Genomic DNA, 24028 nt, shown 5'->3' with positions numbered 1-24028 from the left:
ATCATGAAGTGATGGCAAGACAGGTCAGACCGTGGTGGATGAAATCCGATAAGAACGTGGCACTTGGAGTGCGTTGAACCGATAGGACCTCCACCAGCGATTCCCATCAGGGACCGTGGCTCGCGCCACAACAAGTCCGGATATACGGGTGCAATCTTTACCTTCTTGGCAGCAGTGAGTGAGGGCTTGGCTTATTCGGGGCGTCCATATAAGGTTCTTAAAGCCTTTTAGGCCTCCAGCGCTTATCTGGCAAGCGCTGGCAGCTATGAAAAAGTGAGCTAGCTACCAAAAGGAGGCCCCCCGGCTCTGCCGGGGAGGCAGTAGAAGTTTGACTTTTCAGGAGGTTGTCCACCGTAGAGACTTTCAATCGTGAGCCGCCAAGCAAACGAAAGGAAGAAACACGATGGACAAGTATGAAAGTTTGAGTCACACGGCCTGGGATTGCAAATATCACGTGGTCTTCATCCCCAAGTGTCGAAGGCGAACGCTGTACAAGCAGCTACGCGAACACCTGGGTGAGGTATTCAGAAAGTTGGCCGCGCAAAAGGAATGCAGGGTTGAAGAGGGGCATCTGATGCCCGATCACGTGCACATGATGCTGTCGATCCCACCGAAGTACTCGGTGTCGCAGGTGGTGGGCTTTATCAAAGGCAAGAGCGCAATCCACCTTGCGCGGGTGTACGGAGAGCGAAAGCGCAACTTCGTGGGTCAGCACTTCTGGGCGCGAGGGTACTTCGTCTCGACGGTGGGACGCGACGAAGCGGTGATACGGGAGTACATCCGAAACCAGGAGAAGGAAGACGAGAGGTTGGACCAACTCGGTCTATGGAGGTGAGTAGCCACCGATAGGTGGCCCCAAGAATGAGGGGCCGCGTTAGCGACCCCTTACAGCCGCTTTGAGCGGCTCACATCCCGAATGCCCCCGGCTTTGCCGGGGGATGGTTACTGGGCCGTTTACCGCAGCAAGGCGGTGGCGTGGCCGCCTTGGCGGCGCAGGCGGAACACGGCCACGGCCTGCACCAGCTCGCGCGCCTGGGTGCTCAGGCTGCCGGCTGCGGCCGCGCTTTCTTCCACCAGGGCGGCGTTTTGCTGCGTGGCTTCGTCCATGCGCACGATGGCCTGGGTCACGTTCAGCATGTCGTTGGTCTGGCTGCTGCTGGCGTGGCTGATTTCCTGCATCAGCTCGCTCACGCTGCGAATGGACGACACCACTTCGGCCATGGTGCCACCGGCGTTGTGGGCCAGCTCGGAGCCTGCCTGCACCCGCTCCACACTGGCCTGGATCAGGGTCTTGATCTCTTGCGCGGCGCCCGCGCTGCGCGTGGCCAGGTTGCGCACCTCGCTGGCCACCACGGCAAAGCCCCGGCCTTGCTCGCCCGCACGGGCAGCCTCCACGGCCGCGTTCAGTGCGAGGATGTTGGTCTGGAAGGCAATCGAATCGATCACGCCGGTGATGTCGGCAATGCGGCGCGAGGTGTCTTGAATGCCTTGCACCACCTGCACCATCTGCTCCACCACCGCGCCGCCGCGCTCTGCCACGGCCGAGCCATTGCGGGCCAGGTCGCTGGCGCGCTGGGCCGTGGCAGCGTTTTGCTGCACCGTGGTCTGCAGTTGCTGCATGGAGGCTGCGGTTTCGTCCAGCGAGCTGGCCTGCTGCTCTGTGCGCGCGCTCAGGTCGGCATTGCCCTGCGCAATCTCTGCGCTGGCGCTGGCCACGCTTTCGGCGCTGCTGCGCACGCCCGAGACCACGTTCTCCAGGTTGTCCTGCATGGCCTTGAGGGCCTGCAGCAGCCGGGCGGGCTCGTCCTGCCCGTCCAGCGGAATGTCCGAAGTCAAATCGCCCGCCGCCACCTTGTGCGCAACCGATACCGCCTCGCGCAGTGGCCGCACCACCGAGCGCGTCAGCACCAGCCCGGCCAGCACGCCCAGGCCCGTCACCAGGCCCAGCGCCACCAAGCTGCTGACCAGCGCGTTGCGCGCATCCTGCGCGGCCGCCTGGGCAATGGCGGCGCTGCTGGCGGCCACTTGCTCGCTCAGCGCCGTGAGCAGCTTGGCCGGGCCCTGGTCGATGTCGGCCACGTCGGCATCGCCCGCTGCGGGCACAAAGCCGAGCGACTGGAACACCTCAAACCCCTTGCGATAGCCCTGTGCCATCTGCGCGTGGGCGTCGGTGAACTTCTGCAGCGCGGCACGTTCGTTGGCGTCGCTCAGTTGCGGCTCCAGCGCACGGGCGGCGTCGGCCACGCGCTTTTCGCTGGCCTGGAAGGCAGCCCAGTGCAGTTCGCGCTTGCGCGAGTCCTCGCCGCGCAGCAGCGTGTTCTTCCACTCCAGCACCTGGGTCTTGAACTCGCTTTCCATGCGGCTCACGGCGCGCTCTTGCGCCACGCGTTGCAGCACGGTGCTGTCGTAGGTACCCAGCGTGCGGTACAGCGTGGCAATGCCGAACAGCGCTGCGCCCAGCAGCAGGGCCAGCACCAGGCCCAGGGCCGTGGCCATGCGTGCACCGATGGAGTGGTTGGACAGTTTCATGGGTCAACTCTCTGAATCAATGGGGCGCTTGCCCCGGTATCGCGCGGCCTGCCGCCCAGGGCGGGGCCATCAGGCCTTGAGCTTGAGCAGGTACACCATCACGCGGGCGGTGGTCAGGTCCAGCTCCAAGAATTCGCTCAGGTCCTTGCCCGACAGCCACGAGGCTTCCCAGCGGTTTTGCTTGAGGGTTTGCTGCCAGCTTTCGTGGTGCGTGGCCTGTTCCACGGCGGCCAGCAGTTCGGCGGTGCGGGCGGGGCTCACGTCCTTGCCGGTGAACACGCCGCGCCAGTTGGCCATCACCGCGTCAATGCCCTGGTCCTTGAAGGCGGGGATGCCAAAGGCATTGCGCCGGGCCGATACGCCCACGGCCCGCAGCTTGCCCGAGGCCAGCGCGTCGCTGAATTCGCTGTAGCCCGACAGGCCCACGGCCGCGTCGCCTTTGAGCAGCGAAGCCACCACCTCGGGGCCGCTGGCAAAGGGGCGGTACACCAGTGCTTCGGGCTTGGCCTTGGCCGCGCGGGCCAGCACGCCGGCGTAGATGTGGTCCACGCCCCCGGCTGAGCCACCGGCCACCGGCAGGGCGGCCAGGTCGGTGCGCATGGCGTTGGCCAGGTCCTTGCCCGTTTTGATGGAGGAGGAGGCGGGCACGGCCGCGATGAGGTAGTCGCTGGTCAGGCGGGCCAGGGGCTGGATGTGGCCCATGTCCACCGCAGGCTTTTGCAGGGCCACGGCGCCCACCATCACCATGCCGCCCATCAGCAGGGTGTTGGCATCGCTACCGTATTTTTCCGCGTACTTGGCCAGGCCAATGGTGCCGCCCTTGCCACCGATGTTTTCATATTCCACCTGGTCTGCCGCGCCCACAGCCTTGAGGGCGGCGCCCAGCGCACGGCCCGTCTGGTCCCAGCCGCCGCCAGGGTTGGCGGGAATGACGATGCGCAGCGTGCCCGCCACCTTGGCCGCCTTGGCGGCAGGCGCGGCTGCGCGGGCGGCAGTGGCTTGCGCCAGGGCTGCAGGTGCCAGCGGGGTCAACAAGGAGGCCAAAGCGGCGCTGCGGGCGAGGATTTGTCTGCGTTGCATGTGAAAAACCTTGGGTGAGGGTGGGGTGTGAATGCCGCGCCGGGCGCCATCAACACGAGTCATGGGTAGGGGCGGGCACGGTGCGCTGAATTCTGTCTCCCAACGATGACAGCTCAAGCCCTTGCCAGGTCATGCGGTGGCCGCACCGAACGCCTGGATGTTTTTGTAGTGCCGTTAATGCTGACTTGCAAAACTGTCAATTGGCTGTCCCGCGGATTAGGGTATCCCCTGAATCCGAAGCGCCTTGGTGTGACTTGCAACGGTGTTCTGTGGGACGTAGCCGGGCCATGAAATGCTGTGCCTGCGCGCAGGGCTGGCGCCAGTCTCATAGTGTGTTGCTATGAAAATAATAGCTGCTGGCGCTTATCTATCAAGCGCCAGGGTGCATTTTTGCTTCAATCGGGTGGCGGTGCCGGGGGCGCCAGCGCCAGGCACAAAAAAGCCCACCGGCCGGTGCAAGGGCGGTGGGCTGTAGAGGCTGTGCCGGGGCAGCCCGTGGCTGCTCTCAAAGGGCTGTTACAGCGAATCGATGAAGCTGCGCAGCTTGTCCGAGCGCGAGGGGTGCTTGAGCTTGCGCAGCGCCTTGGCTTCTATTTGGCGAATGCGCTCGCGGGTCACGTCGAACTGCTTGCCCACTTCTTCCAGGGTGTGGTCGCTGGTCATTTCGATACCGAAGCGCATGCGCAGCACCTTGGCTTCGCGGGGGGTCAGGCCATCGAGGATGTCCTTCACCACATCGCGCAGGCCGGCCTGCATGGCGGCTTCGATAGGCGCGGTGTTGGCACCGTCCTCGATGAAGTCGCCCAGGTGGCTGTCGTCGTCGTCCCCGATCGGCGTTTCCATGGAGATCGGCTCCTTGGCGATCTTCATGATCTTGCGGATCTTGTCCTCGGGGATTTCCATCTTCGCCGCCAGGATGGACGCATCGGGCTCGAAGCCAAACTCTTGCAAGTGCTGGCGGCTGATGCGGTTCATCTTGTTGATCGTCTCGATCATGTGCACCGGGATACGGATGGTGCGCGCCTGGTCGGCGATCGAGCGGGTGATGGCCTGGCGAATCCACCAGGTGGCGTAGGTCGAGAACTTGTAGCCCCGGCGGTATTCGAACTTGTCCACCGCCTTCATCAGGCCGATGTTGCCTTCCTGGATCAGGTCGAGGAACTGCAGGCCACGGTTGGTGTACTTCTTGGCGATGGAGATCACGAGGCGCAGGTTGGCCTCGATCATTTCCTTCTTGGCATCGCGCGAGGTGGCTTCACCTTCGTTCATGCGCTTGTTGATGCCTTTGAGCTCGGCCAGCGGCACCACGACGCGCGACTGCAAGTCGATCAGCTTTTGCTGCAGGTCCTGGATGGGCGGGATGTTGCGCGCCATCACGGCCGACCAGGGCTTGCCAGCGGCGGCCTGCTTCTCGACCCACTGCAGGTTCAGCAGGTTGGGCGGGAAGTCCTTGATGAAGGTCTCTTGGGGCATGCCGCACTTGTCCACGATGATGCGGCGCAGCTCGCGCTCCTTCTTGCGCACATCGTCCACCTGGCCGCGCACCATGTCGCACAGCTTTTCGATGGTCTTGGCTGTGAAGCGGATGGTCATCAGCTCTTCCGACAGGGCGGCCTGGGCCTTCATGTAGGCAGGGGTGCCGTAGCCTTCCTTGTCATAGATCTTGTGGATCTTCTCGAACAGTTCGCGGATGCGGTCGAAGCGGCGCAGCGCTTCGTTCTTGAGTTCTTCCAGCTTCTTGGTCAGTGCCTTGCTGCCGCCTTTGCCGTCGTCATCGTCGGCTTCGTCGAATTCGTCGAAGTCTTCTTCGGCCACATAGTCATCGGCCTCGTTGGGGTTGGAGAACCCGTCCACGATGGTCGAGATGACGACCTTGCCTTCGCGGATCTCTTCGCCCATGTTCAGGATTTCGGCGATGGTGGCGGGCGATGCGCTGATCGCTTCCATCATGGCCATCAGACCGCCTTCGATGCGCTTGGCGATTTCGATTTCGCCTTCGCGGGTCAGCAATTCCACCGTGCCCATTTCGCGCATGTACATACGCACGGGGTCGGTGGTGCGGCCGAATTCCGAGTCCACGGTCGAGAGCGCGGCTTCGGCCGCTTCTTCGGCCTCTTCTTCGGTGGCGCCAGCGGGGGCGTTGTCCGTGATGATCAGCGCTTCGGCGTCAGGGGTTTGCTCGTACACCGCCACGCCCAGATCGTTCAGGGTGGTGATAACGGCTTCGAGCGTTTCGGCATCGACCAGCTTGTCGGGCAGGTGGTCGTTGATTTCTACGTGCGTGAGGTAACCGCGGGTCTTGCCCAGCTTGATCAGCGTCTTCAGGCGCGAGCGGCGCTTTTGCAGGTCTTCTTCGGACAGGACCGTTTCGTCCAGGCCGAATTCCTTCATCAAGGCGCGTTCCTTGGCCTTGCTGATCTTCATGCGCAGCGGCTTGACCTTTTCGACCGTGGCTGCTGCTTCGGTGGACTCTTCGACTTCGCCTTCCAGATCGGCTTCGATGTCGGACAGGTCGGCGTCGTCGCCCACGTCATCGCTGGCAGCTGCGGCCTTGGGCTTGCGGCCACGCTTGGCGGGGGCCTTGGCTTCGCCACCAGCGGCTGCTGCCTTGGCAGGGCGGCCGGGCTTCTTCTTGGGGACTTCTTCGTCGTCAGTGGCCGCGGCGGCTGCCTTGGCGCGCGCAGGCTTTTTCTTCAGCAATTCATCAGCAGCTTTGATCAGCTCGGCAGTACTTTTCACAGGCACGTTTTTCACTTTCTTGGCGTCCGCAGCCTCGGCAACAGCAGCGGCCTTTTTGGGCGCGGCTTTGGCCGGTGCTTTGGCAGCGGTTTTGGAGACAGCCTTGGCGGCGGTGTCTGGAGCAGTCTTGGGCGGCTTCGCGGACTTTTGAGCGGGCATGAAAAACCTCAGATTCAAAAACTGACACAAAGAAAACGCTATCGAACGCCACAGATCCCGGCGCGGGTGGCAACGCCAAAGCAGTACGGCTTGGCGTTTTGAGGGGAGACCCTCAGGGGCAAGATGTCTGGGCGATCATTTGGTGTGCAGTCCTTGCGATAAGTGGGCCTATCCGCGCTGAGGTGCGCGCGTGTCAGGGGGCCCGGCTCGGAGGTGCTGCTGTCGCTCTTGCCGATGAACCTTACATTATACCAAGAGGGGTAAATTTCAAGGGCTTTTTGCTGTAATTCTCAGCCGTTGGGGCCTGCGGTGTGCCTTTTTGTTTTTGGTGCGTGGATGGTGGCCTGCGCGCCGCCACGCCCCTGCACCGTTGCGTTACTTGGGGGCTGCTGGTTCTAGCGCGGCCTTGAGTGCACGCCATTGAGTATCAAGTTCTTTGAAGCGGTTCAAATCGTTTTGAGCGCTGGCGAGGTTGCGCTGCTTTTCGATCTGCTCCAGCTGAATGCGCGTTAGCAGGTCGCTCAGCTCGGCCCGCAGCTCCGCTACGTCGCCTTCGGTTTGCGCATGGGCGCCAGTCATCACCTTCACGGCCACGGCTTCGCATTCGTGCCCGCGCAGGCTTTCACGCAGCACGGCCCAGGGCTGGGGGCCATGCTCGTGAAACTGTGCCTCCAGCCACGCGAACAAGGGGCCGTGCGGCGCCGGCTGGGCGCACAGCGCGGTGTGGTCTTCTTGCGCCAGGTGCTCCAAAAAGCCCATGTGCGACAGCAGCAGCCGTGCGGCATGGTCCACCCTGCTGGCCATGGGGGTGGCGGGCAGGCGGGGCTGGGGCGGCCAGGGGCTGTCGTCGCGCTTTTTCCATGGGCCCTTGCCTTTCCAGTCGCCTTTGCCCTTCCAGTCTCCGCTCTTGCGGTAGGGCGCGCTGGTAGAGGGATAGGCGCTGCCGTAGTTCGCGTCGTAGCCGGCATCGGGGCCGCCTTGCCAGGGTGGGGCGCCGTCTGCGCCAGCGCCCCACGGGGAATCGTCGGTGGGGTGGGGCTGTGCATGGGCAGCGTGCCCTGCGCCCGCGCCAGCAGGGGCGCGGCGGTGCGTGTCGTGGGCCGATGCCTGGCTCCACAAGGCCGCCAGGTCGTTGGCGGGCAGTTGTGTGAGCTGGGCCAGCTCGCCCAGCAGCTGGCGGCGCAGCACGCCGTCAGGCAGTGCAGACCACAGCGGGCGGGCGTTGCTGGCCATGTGGGCGCGGCCCTCGGCGGTGGCCAGGTCGCAGCCGTCGCTGGCGGTTTCGATCAGGAAGCGGCTCAGCGGCATGGCCTCGGCAATGCAGCGGGCGAAGGCGTCGGCGCCGTGCTCGCGCACATAGCTGTCGGGGTCGTGCTCGGCGGGCAAAAACAGGAATTTGATGCTGCGCGTATCCGTGGCGTGGGGCAGGGCGCCATCGAGCGCCTTGCGCGCGGCGCGGCGCCCGGCAGCATCGCCGTCAAAGCTGAACACCACGGCATCGGTAAAACGCAGCAGCTTTTGCACATGCTCGGGTGTGCAGGCAGTGCCCAGCGTGGCCACGGCGTTGGGAAAGCCCAGTTGGGCCAGGGCCACCACGTCCATGTAGCCCTCGGTCACCAGCGCATAGCCCGCCTCGCGGATGGGGGTGCGGGCCTCGAACAGGCCATACAGCTCGCGGCCCTTGTGGAAGACCGGGGTTTCAGGTGAGTTGAGGTACTTGGGTTTTTCATCGCCCAGCACCCGCCCGCCAAAGCCAATGCATTCGCCCTTGACGTTGCGGATCGGAAACATCACCCGGTCGCGGAAGCGGTCGTAGCGCTTGCCGCCGTCTTCTTCGTTGACGATGACCAGGCCGCTTTCTTCCAGCAACGGGTCGTCGTACGCCGGGAACACGCTGGCCAGGCTGCGCCAGCCCTCAGGGGCGTAGCCCAGGCCATAGCGCTTGGCCACATGGCCTGACACTCCCCGCGCCTTGAAGTAGCCAATGGCGCGCTGCGATTCGCGCAGGTGGCGGCGGTAGGCGTCGGCGGCTTTTTCCAGCACGTCGGTCAGCGTGGCCTGCTTTTGGCGGGCGGCGGCGGCACGTTCTCGGTCCTGGGGTGAAATGTCGTCATCAGGCACCTGCAGGCCCACGCTCTGGGCCAGGTCATTCACCGCTTCGATGAAGCCCATGCCCGCGTGGTCCATCAGAAAGCTGATGGCGTTGCCGTTCTTGCCGCAGCCAAAGCAGTGGTAGAACTGCTTGGAGGGGCTCACGCTGAACGAGGGCGACTTTTCCCCGTGAAAGGGGCACAGCCCCATGAAGTTGGCGCCCCCTTTTTTGAGCTGCACATAGCGGCCCACGATATCGACCACGTCGACGCGCGAGAGCAACTCCTGGATGAACGACTGGGGGATAGACACGCGCGTATTTTCCCCCATGGCTGGCCGCGGCAGAGCGGTTACAAACCAAAGACCCGGCCGCCCTTGTCCGGCGCCCCGACGCGGGGCTTTTCAGCGCCCTGTCAGCCGGGGGCGCTCTAACCCGGATATTTCACGCATGTAGGCAACGGCCTGCGCAGCGGGGCATCGCGGCGCGGATTTGAGCGAGCAAGGCCACGATGTTGGCCGCAGCCATGGGTGTGATGGTTGGCATGCGCAATGCGGTCGCACTGACCCCCACCCCGGCTTGGGTTGCGGGCCGTTTTTGTTTCATCGCGCCGGCCAGGCGCTGCTGGTGTGTTCAGGGTGAGCGCAGCTGGCTCATGGCGTGCGCGAAGGTCTGCGCACTGGGCCAGTTGGAGGCCAGGTACAGGCGGATGCGCCGCGTGTTGCGCGTCACCACTGCCGCCACCTTGAGCAGCTTCATGCGCAGCGTGTCGATCTGCGCCGTGGCCAGCTCTGTGCCCTGCAACGCCAACGCGCGCAGCCTCTCTACCAGCACGTAGCCCAGCGCGGCCAGCAGCATGCGCAGTTGGTTGGAGCGCAGCACATGGCAGCTCGTGCGCGTGGCGAACAGCCCTACCTGCGCTTCCTTGATCCGGTTCTCCGCCTCGCCGCGCTGGCAGTACACGCCGTCGTACAGCGCCTGGGGATCACCGGCAAGGTTTGTCACGATGAAGCGCGGGTTGCAGCCTTGCGCGCCCCATTCAAGCCGCGTGATCACGCGCCGCTCGTGCGGCCAGCTCTGTGCGGCGTAGTCGAATTCATCGACCATGCGCTGTTTGGCCCCGCTGCGCTCGTATTCGTCTTTCATTGAGAGTTCGGCAAACGCCACGCGCGCCTGCAGCCGTGCATTGCGCGCCAGACCCACGATGTAGTGCACGCCGGCGCGCTCGCACCAGTTCAGGATGCGTTGGCGGCAGAACCCGGAGTCGGCCCGAAACACGATGCGCACCTGCGGCCAACTCTGGCGCAGTCGGCGCACCAGCAGCTTGAGGATAGCCCCAGCGTGCTGCGCCGCATCGATGTTGCTGGGCCGCAAGTAGGCGCACAGCAGTTGCTGGCCGCAGAACACGTACAGGGGCAGGTAGCAGTAGCTGTCGTAGTAACCATGGAAGAAGCGTGCCTCCTGCTGGCCGTGCAACGGGTTGTCGGTGGCATCAAAGTCCAGCACCAACTCTTCGGGCGCGCTCTCGAAGCTGGCGATGAACTGATTGACCAACACCTCGTGCAGCCGCCACGCCGTGGCACGGTCGGCCCATTTCTCCAGTCGGCAAAGCGTAGGCGCGCTGGCAATCTCGTGGTCCACGCCAACAGCCGTCTGCACAGCCACGTCACAGCGCAGAGCACCGTGGTCGTTGAGGTCTTCCCAGCCCAGCGCCAGGCCGTACACCCGCTGGCGCAACATGTCGCGCACGTCGTGCGTGATCAGTAGCGGATTGCGCGGATCGGCGATGCAGCGCGCCGCCGCATCCATCAAGCCCAGCTTGCGATCGACCTGGCCAAGCAGCATCACGCCACCATCGCTGGTCATGCTGCCGCCGTCAAAACACCCCTGCACCACGCGCCGGCCCAACCGGCCAAAGTCCATGCTCCCAACGTCAATTTCTTCGGTACAGTTTGGCTTCGGCATTGCCCGCTCGTTGATCAAGATTCGACACCTGGATTTTCGGGCACACAAGGGCAATGCCGTCCTCGTTTGTGGCTCTACTACGGTGAAATATCCGGGTTAGCCCGGATATTTCACGCATGTAGGCAACGGCCTGCGCAGCGGGGCATCGCGGCGCGGATTTGAGCGAGCAAGGCCACGATGTTGGCCGCAGCCATGGGTGTGATGGTTGGCATGCGCAATGCGGTCGCACTGACCCCCACCCCGGCTTGGGTTGCGGGCCGTTTTTGTTTCATCGCGCCGGCCAGGCGCTGCTGGTGTGTTCAGGGTGAGCGCAGCTGGCTCATGGCGTGCGCGAAGGTCTGCGCACTGGGCCAGTTGGAGGCCAGGTACAGGCGGATGCGCCGCGTGTTGCGCGTCACCACTGCCGCCACCTTGAGCAGCTTCATGCGCAGCGTGTCGATCTGCGCCGTGGCCAGCTCTGTGCCCTGCAACGCCAACGCGCGCAGCCTCTCTACCAGCACGTAGCCCAGCGCGGCCAGCAGCATGCGCAGTTGGTTGGAGCGCAGCACATGGCAGCTCGTGCGCGTGGCGAACAGCCCTACCTGCGCTTCCTTGATCCGGTTCTCCGCCTCGCCGCGCTGGCAGTACACGCCGTCGTACAGCGCCTGGGGATCACCGGCAAGGTTTGTCACGATGAAGCGCGGGTTGCAGCCTTGCGCGCCCCATTCAAGCCGCGTGATCACGCGCCGCTCGTGCGGCCAGCTCTGTGCGGCGTAGTCGAATTCATCGACCATGCGCTGTTTGGCCCCGCTGCGCTCGTATTCGTCTTTCATTGAGAGTTCGGCAAACGCCACGCGCGCCTGCAGCCGTGCATTGCGCGCCAGACCCACGATGTAGTGCACGCCGGCGCGCTCGCACCAGTTCAGGATGCGTTGGCGGCAGAACCCGGAGTCGGCCCGAAACACGATGCGCACCTGCGGCCAACTCTGGCGCAGTCGGCGCACCAGCAGCTTGAGGATAGCCCCAGCGTGCTGCGCCGCATCGATGTTGCTGGGCCGCAAGTAGGCGCACAGCAGTTGCTGGCCGCAGAACACGTACAGGGGCAGGTAGCAGTAGCTGTCGTAGTAACCATGGAAGAAGCGTGCCTCCTGCTGGCCGTGCAACGGGTTGTCGGTGGCATCAAAGTCCAGCACCAACTCTTCGGGCGCGCTCTCGAAGCTGGCGATGAACTGATTGACCAACACCTCGTGCAGCCGCCACGCCGTGGCACGGTCGGCCCATTTCTCCAGTCGGCAAAGCGTAGGCGCGCTGGCAATCTCGTGGTCCACGCCAACAGCCGTCTGCACAGCCACGTCACAGCGCAGAGCACCGTGGTCGTTGAGGTCTTCCCAGCCCAGCGCCAGGCCGTACACCCGCTGGCGCAACATGTCGCGCACGTCGTGCGTGATCAGTAGCGGATTGCGCGGATCGGCGATGCAGCGCGCCGCCGCATCCATCAAGCCCAGCTTGCGATCGACCTGGCCAAGCAGCATCACGCCACCATCGCTGGTCATGCTGCCGCCGTCAAAACACCCCTGCACCACGCGCCGGCCCAACCGGCCAAAGTCCATGCTCCCAACGTCAATTTCTTCGGTACAGTTTGGCTTCGGCATTGCCCGCTCGTTGATCAAGATTCGACACCTGGATTTTCGGGCACACAAGGGCAATGCCGTCCTCGTTTGTGGCTCTACTACGGTGAAATATCCGGGCTAATGGCCGATTCCCTGTTTTCAGCCTGAGGATGGATGTGATGACTTCGAAGTACGACCAGCACCTGCCACGCAACCCCGCCAACTTTGCGCCGCTGTCGCCCCTGGGCTTCATCCAGCGCACGGCCGAGGTGTACCCCGAGCGCCTGGCCATCGTGCATGGCAGCCTGCGGCAGACCTGGAGCCAGACGTACACCCGCTGCCGCCAGCTGGCCAGTGCCCTGCAGCGCGCCGGCATCGGCAAGAACGACACCGTGGCCGTCATGCTTCCCAACACACCGCCCATGGTCGAGGCCCACTTTGGCGTGCCCATGGCCGGCGCGGTGCTCAATGCCCTGAACACCCGGCTGGACCCCGAAACCATCGCCTTCATGCTGGACCACGGCGAAGCCAAGGCCGTGATCGTGGACCCCGAATTCAACGGCACCATGGCCAAGGCGTTGGCCTTGCGCCAGGCCACTACGCCGCTGCTCATCGTGGAGGTGCAAGACGAGCTGTACGGCGCGCCTGCGCAGTCGCTCCATGGCACAGACTACGAAGCCTTCCTGGCCAGTGGCGATGCGCAATTTGCCTGGGAGCTGCCCGCCGACGAGTGGGATGCCATTGCCTTGAACTACACCAGCGGCACCACCGGCAACCCCAAGGGCGTGGTCTACCACCACCGCGGCGCAGCCACCAACGCCATCAGCAATGTGCTGGAGTGGGACATGCCCAAGCACGCGGTGTACCTGTGGACCTTGCCCATGTTCCACTGCAACGGCTGGTGTTTTCCGTGGACGGTGGCTGCCCGCGCGGGCGTGAACGTGTGCTTGCGCCGGGTGGAAGCCCAGGCCATCTTCGATGCGATCCGCAACCACGGCGTCACGCATTACTGCGGCGCACCCATCGTGCACGGCCTGCTGGTCAACGCCCCGGATGCGATGAAGGTGGGTGTGCCCGCGGGAGTGAAGGCCATGGTGGCAGGGGCGGCGCCCCCGGCCTCGATGATCGAAGGCATGGAAAAGATGGGGTTCGATTTGACCCATGTGTACGGCCTGACCGAGGTGTATGGCCCGGCCACGGTGTGCGCCAAACACGAGGCCTGGAACGACCTGGACATTGGCGAGCGCGCCCGCCTCAACGCCCGCCAGGGCGTGCGCTACCACCTGCAGCGCGACGTGCGCGTGCTGGACCCCGAAACCATGCAGCCCGTGCCATGGGATGGCGAGACCATGGGCGAAATCATGTTCAAGGGCAACATCGCCATGAAGGGCTACCTGAAGAACCCCAAAGCCACCGAAGACGCCTTTCGTGGCGGGTGGTTCCACAGCGGCGACCTGGCGGTGCAGTACCCCGACGGCTACATCAAGATCAAGGACCGCAGCAAAGACATCATCATCTCGGGCGGCGAGAACATCTCGTCCATCGAAGTGGAAGACGTGCTCTACCGCCACCCTGACGTACTGGCCGCCGCTGTGGTGGCCAAGCCCGACGCCAAGTGGGGCGAAACGCCCTGCGCCTTTGTGGAGCTGAAGGCCGGCGCCACCGCCACGCCCGAAGACATCGTGGCCCACTGCAAGAAGCATCTGGCCGGCTTCAAGGTGCCGCGCGCCGTGGTGTTTGGCGAGTTGCCCAAGACCAGCACCGGCAAGATCCAGAAGTTTGAGCTGCGCAAGCAGGCGGGCTCGGCCACGGCGATTGACGTGTGACCATGGGGGACTGGTCTGGGCACAGCCTGCCGCTGATGGCTGCATGAAGGCATGACAGCGCCTGTGTCTTACAGCACCCTGTTCGTTTCTCTGCTGGGCGGACTCGGGTTGTTCCTGCTTGGGATGACCATGCTGTCCGATGGTCTCAAGCTGGCGGCTGGCCGGGCGCTGGAGCGCATGCTGGAGGCCTGGACGCGAACCTGGCTGCATGGGCTGTTCACGGGTGTTTTGCTGACGGCGCTGGTGCAATCTTCCACGGCCATGACCGTGGCGGCCATTGGTTTCGTCAACGCCGGGCTGCTGAGTTTCACCTCGGCGCTGTGGGTGGTGTTCGGCTCCAACTTCGGCTCCACGGTCACTGGCTGGCTGGTGGCGTGGCTGGGCTTCAAGCTGAAGATTGATGCGTTTGCCCTGCCGTTCATCGGCATTGGCATGGCGCTCAAGCTCACGGGCGAGGGCTCGCGTCGCGGTGCGCTGGGCATGGCGGTGGCCGGGTTTGGCCTGCTGTTTCTGGGCATCGACATGCTCAAGCAGGGCTTTGAGGGGCTGGGGCCACAGGCTCTGCCCTCGCTCAGCGGCGATGCCGCAGGCGTGACCCTGTCGGTCTTGGTGGGGGTGCTGCTCACCATCGTGCTGCAGGCTTCCTCGGCCACGCTGGCCCTGGCGCTCACGGCCGTGGGTGGGGGCATGATGCCTGTTGAGGCGGGGGCTGGCATCGTGATTGGCGCCAACGTGGGCACCACGCTCACGGCCATCCTGGCTGCGATTGGCGCCACCTCCAACGCCCGCCGCTTGGCGGCCGCGCATGTGCTGTTCAACGTGCTGACGGCCGTGGTGGCGCTGGCGGTGTTCTCGCCGCTGCTGGACCTCATCCATGCGTTGGGCGTCTGGCTCACGGGCAGTGGCGACGCCGTGATGCAGCTGGTGCTGTTCCACAGCCTGTTCAACTTGCTGGGCGTGTTGCTGATGCTGCCGCTGTCGGCACCGCTGGTGCGTTTTCTGCTGGCACGTTTCCACTCAGCAGACGAGGATGCGGCACGGCCTCGCTACCTGGACCGCAACGTGGCGGCCGTGCCGGTGCTGGCGCTGCAGGCGCTGCGCCATGAGCTGGCGCGCATGGGCAGCCTCGCGTTTGCACTGGCGCGTAACGCCACGCCCGCCCATGCGCAGGGCGATGTTCGCCTGGCCCTGCAACTGGGCACGGTGGAGCATTTGCAGCGCGCCATCGGCGCGTTTGTCAGTGAGGTCAGCCGCCAGCAGATGCACCGCGATGTGTCCGCGCAGTTGCCAGAGCTGTTGCGCATTGCCACGCACTTCGACACGCTGGCGCGCGTGATGCATCACATAGGCCAGCAGCGCCCTGTACCAGGAACGCACCCGGGCATTGAAAGCCTGGTGCAGCCGGTGTTTGATGCGGCGCGCGCCTTTTTTGAAGCCGCCGACCCCGAATCGGCGAATGCTCCCGCGCAAGCTGGCGGCCCTTGGCTGGCCCTGGAGGCGCGTGACACGTTCGAGGATGCGTACCAGATTGCCAAGGCGGGTTTGCTGCAGGCCGGCGCAGGTGGCACGGTGGATGTGGTGGCGGTGTACGAGCACCTTGCCCGGCTCAGCGATCTGCGCCGGGCGGTGGGGCAGGGGTTCAAGGCCGTGCAGCGCATGGCGGCTTTGCCGGAGCTATCGACACTCAGCCATGGCGCACCCACCCGGCCTGCGGCCGAGTCCGACAGTGGGCGGAGTGTTGAGTCTGCGGAGTAGCCCAATGGCGCAAAGGTGTTTGTTTGCTATGTTTTTCATAGCTGCTGACGCTTTGTGGTAAAGCGCTAGAGGCATTTTTGGGCTCTTCTAGCGAATAGTAGTGATGGAAATCGCCGCACGTCTGTAAACGACGATTTCGACGTACGACATTTATCGAGTGCATCACTAGTGTGGTGTCTCAAAAGTAATCATCAAATAATGGTACTCGCTGCCCGCGCCACAGATGCCAAGATGGTGTCCGCACTTTTATGCCACACGAACGGCTTGGGATCCTCGTTGTGACGATCAATGTATTCCCGTATGGATTGCTCCAGCTGAGCAACGCTGGTGTGGGCGCTGCGCTTGATCCACTGCTCGCTGATCTGGCTAAAGAAACGCTCGACCAGATTGAGCCAGGACGCTGAGGTGGGCGTGAAGTGAACGTGGTAGCGAGGATGGGCTGCTAGCCAGGCCCGCACTGCCTGCGTCTTGTGCGTGCCGTAGTTGTCCATGATCAGGTGAATGTCTTGTTCGCCAGGCACCGCTGCATCGATGGCTTTGAGGAACTGCAGGAATTCCACACTGCGGTGACGGCGCTTGAGCTGTCCTATGACTTTGCCAGTGGCCACATCCAGCGCTGCAAACAGCGACGTTGTGCCATGGCGCTTGTAATCGTGCGTGCGCATGCTGGGTTTGCCAAACGTCAGTGGTAACCCTGGTTGGGTGCGATCCAGAGCCTGGATCTGGCTCTTCTCGTCCACGCACAGCACCAAGGCGCGATCGGGTGGTGCCATATACAGCCCCACCACATCCCGTACCTTGTCCACGAAATGGGGATCCGTCGATAGCTTGAAGGTTTCTTGCAGGTGCGGCTTCAGCCCAAAGGCATGCCAGATGCGCTGCACCGTCGCGGGCGATACGCCAGCGTGCCGACTCATCTGGCGCACGCTCCAGTGCGTGGCGTTGTCAGGCTTGCTCTGGCGAACCTTGTCCACAATGAGCTGAACCTGCTCGTCGCCCACACTGCGCGGGCGGCCAGCGCGCGGGGCATCGGTCAAACCCGCCAGACGATACGCCCGGTAGCGCCGCCGCCACTTGGAGACAGTTTGCACCGTCGTGCCCAAGCGTTGGGCAATCATGGTGCCTGACTCCCCATCTGCGCAGCCCAGCACGATTCGCATGCGCAGCTTCTCGTCCTCGGGCGCTTTGCGTACGCGCAGTCGCGCATGCAGCTCTGCGCGCTCGGCATCGGTGATCTGCAGTTTCGTGGCGGGGCGTCCAGGGTGGGCCATCGGTGTAGTCTCCTATAAGGAAGCTGATTCGACCAACACCGGTCAAAATAGTTCTATCTATTTTTGAGACGCCACACTAGCTACCAAAAGGAGGCCCCCCGGCTCTGCCGGGGAGGCAGTAGAAGTTTGACTTTTCAGGAGGTTGTCCACCGTAGAGACTTTCAATCGTGAGCCGCCAAGCAAACGAAAGGAAGAAACACGATGGACAAGTATGAAAGTTTGAGTCACACGGCCTGGGATTGCAAATATCACGTGGTCTTCATCCCCAAGTGTCGAAGGCGAACGCTGTACAAGCAGCTACGCGAACACCTGGGTGAGGTATTCAGAAAGTTGGCCGCGCAAAAGGAATGCAGGGTTGAAGAGGGGCATCTGATGCCCGATCACGTGCACATGATGCTGTCGATCCCACCGAAGTACTCGGTGTCGCAGGTGGTGGGCTTTATCAAAGGCAAGAGCGCAATCCACCTTGCGCGGGTGTACGGAGAGCGAAAGCGCAACTTCGTGGGTCAGCACTTCTGGGCGCGAGGGTACTTCGTCTCGACGGTGGGACGCGACGAAGCGGTGATACGGGAGTACATCCGAAACCAGGAGAAGGAAGACGAGAGGTTGGACCAACTCGGTCTATGGAGGTGAGTAGCCACCGATAGGTGGCCCCAAGAATGAGGGGCCGCGTTAGCGACCCCTTACAGCCGCTTTGAGCGGCTCACATCCCGAATGCCCCCGGCTTTGCCGGGGGATGGTTACTGATGCACTCGATAAATGTCGTACGTCGAAATCGTCGTTTACAGACGTGCGGCGATTTCCATCACTACTATTCGCTAGAAGAGCCCATTTTTACCTGATTAGCGACTTATCTCAGATAGACCCGTTCGCCCTGAGCTTGTCGAAGGGCTGCTCTCAAGGAGCGCCCTGGCTTCGACAAGCTCAGCCCGAACGGTTGAGGAAGATCGGTCTGAGACATGTACCTAATCAGGCATTTTTATTTAAATCCTTGGTTTCCCTGAATCACGGCCGCACCCCGCCCGGCAGTCTGATGGTGCGAGCGGGCCCTCAGGCGCGCACGGGGCCGGGCTTGCGGTCTTGCACCACAAACCGGGCTAGGGTGTGGGCGCTGCTGTGCGGGTCTAGGGGGTTGTCCACCGCGCGCAGGGTGGTCGTCCATTGCTCTGGGGTGATGTCTGCCAGCCCGTAGCCCCGCTCTTCGCAGCGGGCCAGCAGCACATGCGGGTTGTGGCGGGCAATGGCGTCCACCTTGTCTTGCGTGGTGCCAGCGCGTGAGCTGATGGACGTGCCGCAGAACTCGCTGGCCAGCACAGGCCGGTCGCCGCCAGCACCCGGTGCGTGCACGTTGCACACATAGTTTTGGTGGATGTCCCCACCCAGCAGCACCGTGTTGCGCGGGTTGTGGCCCTGCATGGATTGCAGCAGGCGTTCGCGCGCCGCAGGGTAGCCATCCCATCCGTCGGCGGCCACCTGGCCGCTGGGGTAGCGGCGGGGCGAGAACAGGGTTTGCTGGGCCAGCACACTCCAGCGGGTGTGGTCGTGCTTCGCATCTGCGGCCAGGCCCTCGCCCAGCCACTGTTCCTGCGCAGGGCCCAGCAGGCTGCGGGCGGGGTCGGCCAATTCGGCGCAGTCGGCGGGGCGCACGCTCCCCGCGTTGGTGGCGCCGGGTTTGCGGCATGCCTGCAGGGCGCGGTGTTGGCGGTCATCCAGCAGGTGCAACTGGGCCAGCCGGCCCCAGGGCAGGCGGCGGTGCACCTGCAGCCGGTCGAACTGCGCGCCCGCCAGGGCCGTGGCACGCAGGGGCATGTTTTCGTAGAACGCCTGCCAGGCTGCAGCGCGTTGGGCCAGGAAGGCCGCGGCATCGGCCTGTGCATTCGTGCCCCCTGCATAGTCGTTTTGCACTTCGTGGTCGTCCCAGGTCACGGCCCAGGGGCAGGCGGCGTGGGCGGCCTGCAGTGCAGGGTCGCTCTTGTGCAGGGCGTAGCGGTCGCGGTAGTCGGCCAGCGTGGTCGCATAACGCAATGTGTGGGTGCGGGCCAGGCCCTCGGTGTTTTTGGGCGTGGCGTATTCGTAGATGTAGTCGCCCAGAAACAGCGCCAGGTCGGGCTGGTCGTTGCAGACATGGCGCCAGGCGGCGTAGTGGCCATGCTCCCACCGCTGGCACGACGCAAACGCCACGCGCAGACGCCCCGGCAGCGCATCCAGGGCGGGCGCAGTGCAGGTGCGGCCGGTGGTGCTGGTGGCCGGCCCCAGCATGAAGCGGTAGTGGTACCAGCGGCCCGGCTCCAGCCCACGCACTTCCACATGCACGCTGTGGCCGCGCTCTGGTGCTGCGGTGGCCTGGCCCTTTTGCACGATGCGCGCAAATCCTTCATCGTGTGCCAGCTCCCAGTGCACGGTTTGGGCAGGCAGGGGCTCACCGGGTGAGGGCAGCAGCCGCGTCCACAGCACCATGCCATCGGGTGCAGGGTCGCCGCTGGCAACTCCCAGTGCAAAAGGGTTGGCAGCCAGGGGTGTGGGCTGCAACCATGCCCACCGGGGCAGGGCAGTGGCCGCAGCCGCCATGGCGGCACGCTGGACCCACTGGCGGCGCTGCAGGGGCATGGGTAAACGGGCTTGTGAACGCAGGGAGCGCCGGGGCTGCGTCAGGCCGCCATCACGCGGTTTTTGCCCGAGCGCTTGGCCAGGTACATGCTCTTGTCAGCACGCTGGAGCGCATCCATGCTGGTTTCGCTGTCGTGCAACTGGGCCACACCGGCGCTGAAGGTGATGAGGATTTTTTCGCTGCCTTGCAGGAAGAAGCGCGTGGTCAGCTCACGTTGCAGGCGGGTCATGGCAGCCACGCCGCTTTCTACATTGGTGTCGGGCAGCAGCAGCACAAACTCTTCACCGCCATAGCGGGCCAGCAGGTCTTGCGGGCGCATCACCTCGCGGGTGACCTGGGCCAGGTGCACCAGGGCAGCGTCGCCCACGGTGTGGCCCAGTCGGTCGTTGATGCTCTTGAAGTTGTCGATGTCGAGCAGCGCCAGGCACAGCGGGCTGCCCAGGCGGCGCGAGCGGGCAATCTCGCGCTCCATGGCTTCGTCCAGTCCCTTGCGGTTGAGGGTGCCCGTCAGCGGGTCGTGCCGCGCCTGGGTGCTGGCGCGTTCGAGTTCCTGTTGCAGCCGGGCCACTTCGGCATGCTTGGCGTCGGTGCGGTCTCGCAAGTCCTGCAGCTCGGTGTGGGTGAGTTTGGTATCCAGCGCCATGGCGCGGGTGGCTGACATCACCTCGGCCAGCACCGGGGCAATTTCCTGCAGGCTGGAGGCCTTGCCGATCAGGTCGGCGCAGCGTTCCATGGTCTCGTGATACGTGGTGCTGGAGGCCGTCATCTGCGCCAGGCGTTCGATGAACGTGGCCAGCATGTCCTTCATCTGCTCCTGGGCTTCGGCGGCGCGCGCCTTGGCTTCGGTCTGTTTGAAGATCACGTCCTTCAGGCGCAGTTGCACATCGTCCAGGCGCCGCAGCGTCAGCGGTGGGGTGGAGGCCGCCATGAGCGATTCGGCCTGCCCGCGCAGCCAGCGGTCGTCCACACTGAGCACTGCGATGTTTTCAAAAATCATGTGCAGCAACTGCAGCAGGCTGGCGCGGATGGCGGCCTGATCCTCCGTGGCAAACGAGAGCCGGTAGGTGAAGTTGCTGAGCATGAGCTGCACGGTAGACAGCGGCGGATCGGGCTCGCGCAAGAAGGTGATGAGCTGCGTCGCCATGTCGTGCACTCGGGCGTCGTCTTCGCCCAGGGCTGGCAGCGTGTTGTCAATCAGCCGCGCGAGTGCCTCGGCAAAGTCAGCGGGAAGAATGTGCACTGCCGCAGGTTCGCTCACCACAGGCGTGGCCGCCACAGGGTTGAGCCCCAGGTTGGCGTAGCCCACCAGCACGCTTTGCAGTGCCGACCAGTCTTTGGTGGCGATGGCTCTTTCAAATTGGGTGAGAAGCCGTTTTTGCCCCGGGGTTTGCGCAGGCAGCACGCGCTGGATGCTGCTTAGCTGCGCATCCGGAAAGGGCTGGAAGCTGCGGCTGCCCGCAATTTCGTCGTAAATGGCGAGGTAGTTGTCCGGGGTGGGTGCCAACCGGCGGGTGGCCAGTTGCTTGAGCGTTTCACGCGCGATTTCGTAGGGGGGACGGTCTGCCATGTGCGGACACCAGTATCAAGGGCAACGGGGTGCCCGAGTGTGACACAGCCCAGCCGTAAGCGCCCCCCTTTGTGGCGGCTGGGCCCGTTCCTAGCGTCAGTTCACCATCACCAGCTTGCCCATCACCCCGCGTGAGCCCATGTGGGCGTAGGCCTGGGGCAGCTGCGCCATAGGCATGGTGCGGTCAATCACGGGCTTGATCTTGCCTTGCCCATACCACTGGGCCAGCTCGGCCATCATGGCTGCGTTGGCCTTGGGCTCGCGCTTGGCGAATTCGCCCCAGAACACGCCCACGATCGATGCGCCCTTGAGCAGCGCGAGGTTGAAGGGCAGCGCTGGAATCGGGCCCGATGCAAAGCCCACCACCAGATACCGCCCCCGCCAGGCGATGGAGCGGAAAGCCGGTTCGGCAAAGTCGCCCCCGACGGGGTCGTAGATCACATCAGGCCCCTTGCCATCCGTCAGGGTCTTGATGGCCTCGCGCAGGTTTTCCTTGCTGTAGTTGATGGTGGCATCCGCACCGATGGAGGTGCACAGCGCGCACTTTTCATCGCTGGAAGCCGCGGCAATCACGCGGGCACCCAGGGCCTTGGCGATCTGGATGGCGGCCGTGCCCACCCCCCCGGCAGCGCCCAGCACCAGCACGGTTTCACCGGCCTTGAGTTGGGCTCGGTCTACCAGCGCGTGGTGTGATGTGGCGTAAATCATGATGAATGCAGCAGCGTCCACCGCCGGAAACCCGGGGGGCGGCGGCATGCACAGCGCGGCAGGGGCAATGGTGTGCGTACCAAAGCCGCCGGTGCCAGACAGGCAGGCCACGTTTTGGCCCACCTGAAGGTGCTTCACCCCCTCGCCCACTGCGACCACGGTGCCTGCGTATTCGGACCCGGGCACGAAGGGCAGGGGGGGCTTCATCTGGTACTTGTTCTGCACGATCAGCAGGTCCGGGAAATTCAGACTGGCTGCCTTGATTTCGATGAGAACCTCGCCCGCCTGGGGGGTGGGGGTGGGCAGTTCGGTCCAGGTCAGCGCTTCAACGCCAGTGGGGTTGGTGCAAAGCCAAGCGTGCATGGGGTGCGTCTCCGTTGATCTTGTGTGAAGTCAAATCATAGGTGGGGGGGCTGTGCGTCGATGTCCCACGAGCGACGTGGGCGTGGTGTGGTCTGTCGTGGGCTGGCTGCATCGGTTGATCTGCGTCTGCTGCGCAGCGCTGGGCGGGAACGCAGATGCGATGCCCACCCTACAATTCGCCTCATTCAGCACCAGCAACCCATGAAAATTCTCCTCTCCAACGACGACGGCTTCCAGGCGCCCGGCATTGTGGCGTTGTACGAGGCGCTCAAAACCCTGGCAGACGTTGAGGTTGTGGCTCCAGAGCACAACAACAGCGCAAAGTCGAACGCCTTGACCTTGCATTCGCCGCTGTACGTGCACCAGGCGGCCAACGGCTTTCGTTATGTGAATGGCACCCCGGCAGACTGCGTGCACATTGCGCTGACGGGGCTGTTGGGCTACCGGCCCGATTTGGTCGTGTCGGGCATCAACAACGGTGCCAACATGGGTGATGACACTATTTACTCCGGCACTGTGGGCGCTGCCATGGAGGGGTATCTGTTTGGTATCCCGGCGATTGCGTTCTCGCAGGTGGACAAGGGCTGGGGAGAGATTGAGTCTGCGGCTGCAAAGGCGCGTGAAATCGTTCAGCAGCTCATGGGTAACCGTTTGGTGAACCCTGCTGAGTCTTCAGACGCTGCGCCGTGGTTGCTCAACGTCAACATCCCCAATATGCCTCTGGAAGCGCTCAAGCCGCTGAAGCTGTGCCGCCTGGGCCGCCGCCATGCAGCGGAGCGGGTGATTGTTCAAGACAGCCCACGCGGCGAGAAGATGTACTGGATCGGGGGAGCGGGAGCCGCGAAGGATGACGCGGAGGGCACAGATTTCCACGCAACGGCGCAGGGGCATGTATCCATGACCCCCCTGAAAGTGGATCTGACCGATCACGACAACCTTGGTTACTGGGCGCAGACTGCCGCGCGCATGCAGGCCTCTGTCGCGGTCGAGGGCGTTCGCTGATGCAGCGGCGCCCTGGCTTCCCGGCCAAGCTGCCAGGGTCTGCGACGACCCCTGCGGGAGCGCCCTCTCAAAGATCTGCAGCCTTGGGCGCCAGACCCATTGCCGCCATGGCCGTGGGCGTGGGGCTGGATTCGGCGGCCGTTCGGACACGAATGGTCCAAAAGCTGGCAGCTGGGGGTGTGACGTCACCCCAGGTGTTGCAGGCCATGGGCCAGGTAGAGCGCCACAGGTTTGTGGACAGCGCCCTGGGCAACCAAGCCTATGAAGACACCAGTTTGCCCATCGGTATGGGCCAAACCATCTCCAAACCCAGCATCGTTGCCCGCATGTGTGAGCTGTTGCTCGGCGCCGAAGTCGCACGCACGGCAGGGCTGGGGAGGGTGCTGGAAATAGGCACGGGGTGCGGCTACCAGGCGGCTGTGTTGAGTTTGCTGGCCCGCGAGGTTTACACACTGGAGCGCGTTCGCAGCCTGCACGAGAAAGCGCGTGACAACCTGCGCCCTTTTCGGCTGGCCAATGTGCACCTGATGTTTGGCGATGGAATGCTCGGCTACCCCAGCGGGGCGCCTTACTCCGCCATCATCGCTGCAGCCGGGGGGGATTCTGTGCCCCAGGCTTGGTGCGATCAGTTGGCGGTGGGTGGACGACTTGTTGCTCCCATGGCTGTCGCCGGTGGCCAGCAAATGTTGCTTGTAATCGACAAAAGTGCGCACGGTTTGAAACAAAACGTGCTCGAACCCGTTCATTTTGTCCCCCTAAAATCGGGGATTGCCTAAAG

The 24028-nt window shown here is 63.9% G+C and carries 16 protein-coding genes; 6 read left to right on the top strand and 10 right to left on the bottom strand.

Translation table 11 applies throughout. The features are described 5' to 3' along the window. Positions 1-403: 403 nt before the first annotated feature. A complete protein-coding gene (gene tnpA, locus BDD18_RS04455) occupies positions 404-835 on the top strand; it encodes an IS200/IS605 family transposase (protein ID WP_026437438.1) in 432 nt (143 codons plus the stop codon). A 119-nt stretch (positions 836-954) separates the two neighbouring features. On the opposite strand, the gene BDD18_RS04450 is transcribed toward tnpA (BDD18_RS04455), so the two are convergent. From BDD18_RS04450 to BDD18_RS04425, 6 genes are all read right to left on the bottom strand, one after another. Continuing rightward, positions 955-2529, bottom strand: coding sequence for a methyl-accepting chemotaxis protein (locus BDD18_RS04450; RefSeq protein ID WP_142081616.1), 1575 nt, complete (start codon positions 2527-2529; stop codon positions 955-957). A gap of 69 nt (positions 2530-2598) precedes the next feature. Further along, positions 2599-3609, bottom strand: a complete 1011-nt coding sequence (locus tag BDD18_RS04445) for a Bug family tripartite tricarboxylate transporter substrate binding protein (protein WP_211360665.1) — start codon at positions 3607-3609, stop codon at positions 2599-2601. A 516-nt stretch (positions 3610-4125) separates the two neighbouring features. After that, on the bottom strand, positions 4126-6507 hold the full coding sequence (gene rpoD / locus BDD18_RS04440; protein WP_142081612.1) for an RNA polymerase sigma factor RpoD: 2382 nt from the start codon (positions 6505-6507) through the stop codon (positions 4126-4128). A gap of 375 nt (positions 6508-6882) precedes the next feature. Further along, entirely contained in the window at positions 6883-8910 is a 2028-nt protein-coding gene (dnaG, locus tag BDD18_RS04435) for a DNA primase (RefSeq protein ID WP_142081610.1), read from the bottom strand. 319 nt (positions 8911-9229) lie between these two features. Beyond that, positions 9230-10561, bottom strand: a complete 1332-nt coding sequence (locus BDD18_RS04430; protein ID WP_103737289.1) for an IS1380 family transposase — start codon at positions 10559-10561, stop codon at positions 9230-9232. Positions 10562-10860: 299 nt separating this feature from the next. After that, a complete protein-coding gene (locus BDD18_RS04425; RefSeq protein WP_103737289.1) occupies positions 10861-12192 on the bottom strand; it encodes an IS1380 family transposase in 1332 nt (443 codons plus the stop codon). Positions 12193-12329: 137 nt separating this feature from the next. Between BDD18_RS04425 and BDD18_RS04420 the strand changes: the two genes are divergently transcribed. Together BDD18_RS04420 and BDD18_RS04415 are read left to right on the top strand one after the other, a co-directional pair. Next, on the top strand, positions 12330-13976 hold the full coding sequence (locus BDD18_RS04420; protein WP_142081608.1) for an acyl-CoA synthetase: 1647 nt from the start codon (positions 12330-12332) through the stop codon (positions 13974-13976). 63 nt (positions 13977-14039) lie between these two features. Beyond that, the gene (locus tag BDD18_RS04415) at positions 14040-15731 is read left to right on the top strand and encodes a Na/Pi cotransporter family protein (protein ID WP_244938981.1); all 1692 of its coding nucleotides are present in this window, start codon (positions 14040-14042) and stop codon (positions 15729-15731) included. 191 nt (positions 15732-15922) lie between these two features. Here the strand turns inward: BDD18_RS04415 and BDD18_RS04410 are convergent, their stop codons facing one another. After that, positions 15923-17002 (bottom strand): IS630 family transposase, encoded by a 1080-nt coding sequence (locus tag BDD18_RS04410; RefSeq protein WP_142081604.1) that lies wholly within the window; start codon positions 17000-17002, stop codon positions 15923-15925. A 201-nt stretch (positions 17003-17203) separates the two neighbouring features. On the opposite strand from BDD18_RS04410, the gene tnpA (BDD18_RS04405) reads away from it, so the two are divergent. Then, positions 17204-17635, top strand: coding sequence for an IS200/IS605 family transposase (gene tnpA, locus BDD18_RS04405; RefSeq protein WP_026437438.1), 432 nt, complete (start codon positions 17204-17206; stop codon positions 17633-17635). A gap of 417 nt (positions 17636-18052) precedes the next feature. Here the strand turns inward: tnpA (BDD18_RS04405) and BDD18_RS04400 are convergent, their stop codons facing one another. From BDD18_RS04400 to BDD18_RS04390, 3 genes are all read right to left on the bottom strand, one after another. Then, positions 18053-19609, bottom strand: coding sequence for an alkaline phosphatase D family protein (locus BDD18_RS04400; protein ID WP_142081602.1), 1557 nt, complete (start codon positions 19607-19609; stop codon positions 18053-18055). Between the two features lie 41 nt (positions 19610-19650). After that, complete coding sequence (locus BDD18_RS04395) at positions 19651-21177, bottom strand: GGDEF domain-containing protein (RefSeq protein WP_142081600.1); 1527 nt, start codon at positions 21175-21177, stop codon at positions 19651-19653. Between the two features lie 96 nt (positions 21178-21273). Next, on the bottom strand, positions 21274-22248 hold the full coding sequence (locus BDD18_RS04390; RefSeq protein ID WP_142081598.1) for an NADPH:quinone oxidoreductase family protein: 975 nt from the start codon (positions 22246-22248) through the stop codon (positions 21274-21276). Between the two features lie 201 nt (positions 22249-22449). On the opposite strand from BDD18_RS04390, the gene surE reads away from it, so the two are divergent. Together surE and BDD18_RS04380 are read left to right on the top strand one after the other, a co-directional pair. Then, positions 22450-23250, top strand: coding sequence for a 5'/3'-nucleotidase SurE (surE, locus tag BDD18_RS04385; RefSeq protein WP_044399952.1), 801 nt, complete (start codon positions 22450-22452; stop codon positions 23248-23250). Between the two features lie 107 nt (positions 23251-23357). Continuing rightward, entirely contained in the window at positions 23358-24026 is a 669-nt protein-coding gene (locus tag BDD18_RS04380) for a protein-L-isoaspartate(D-aspartate) O-methyltransferase (RefSeq protein ID WP_409857881.1), read from the top strand. Positions 24027-24028 lie beyond the last annotated feature (2 nt).

The organism is Acidovorax temperans (genome assembly GCF_006716905.1).
GTDB lineage: Bacteria > Pseudomonadota > Gammaproteobacteria > Burkholderiales > Burkholderiaceae_C > Acidovorax > Acidovorax temperans.
The sequence above is the reverse complement of the archived record's forward strand: the minus strand, read 5'-3'. Positions and strand labels throughout refer to the sequence as shown.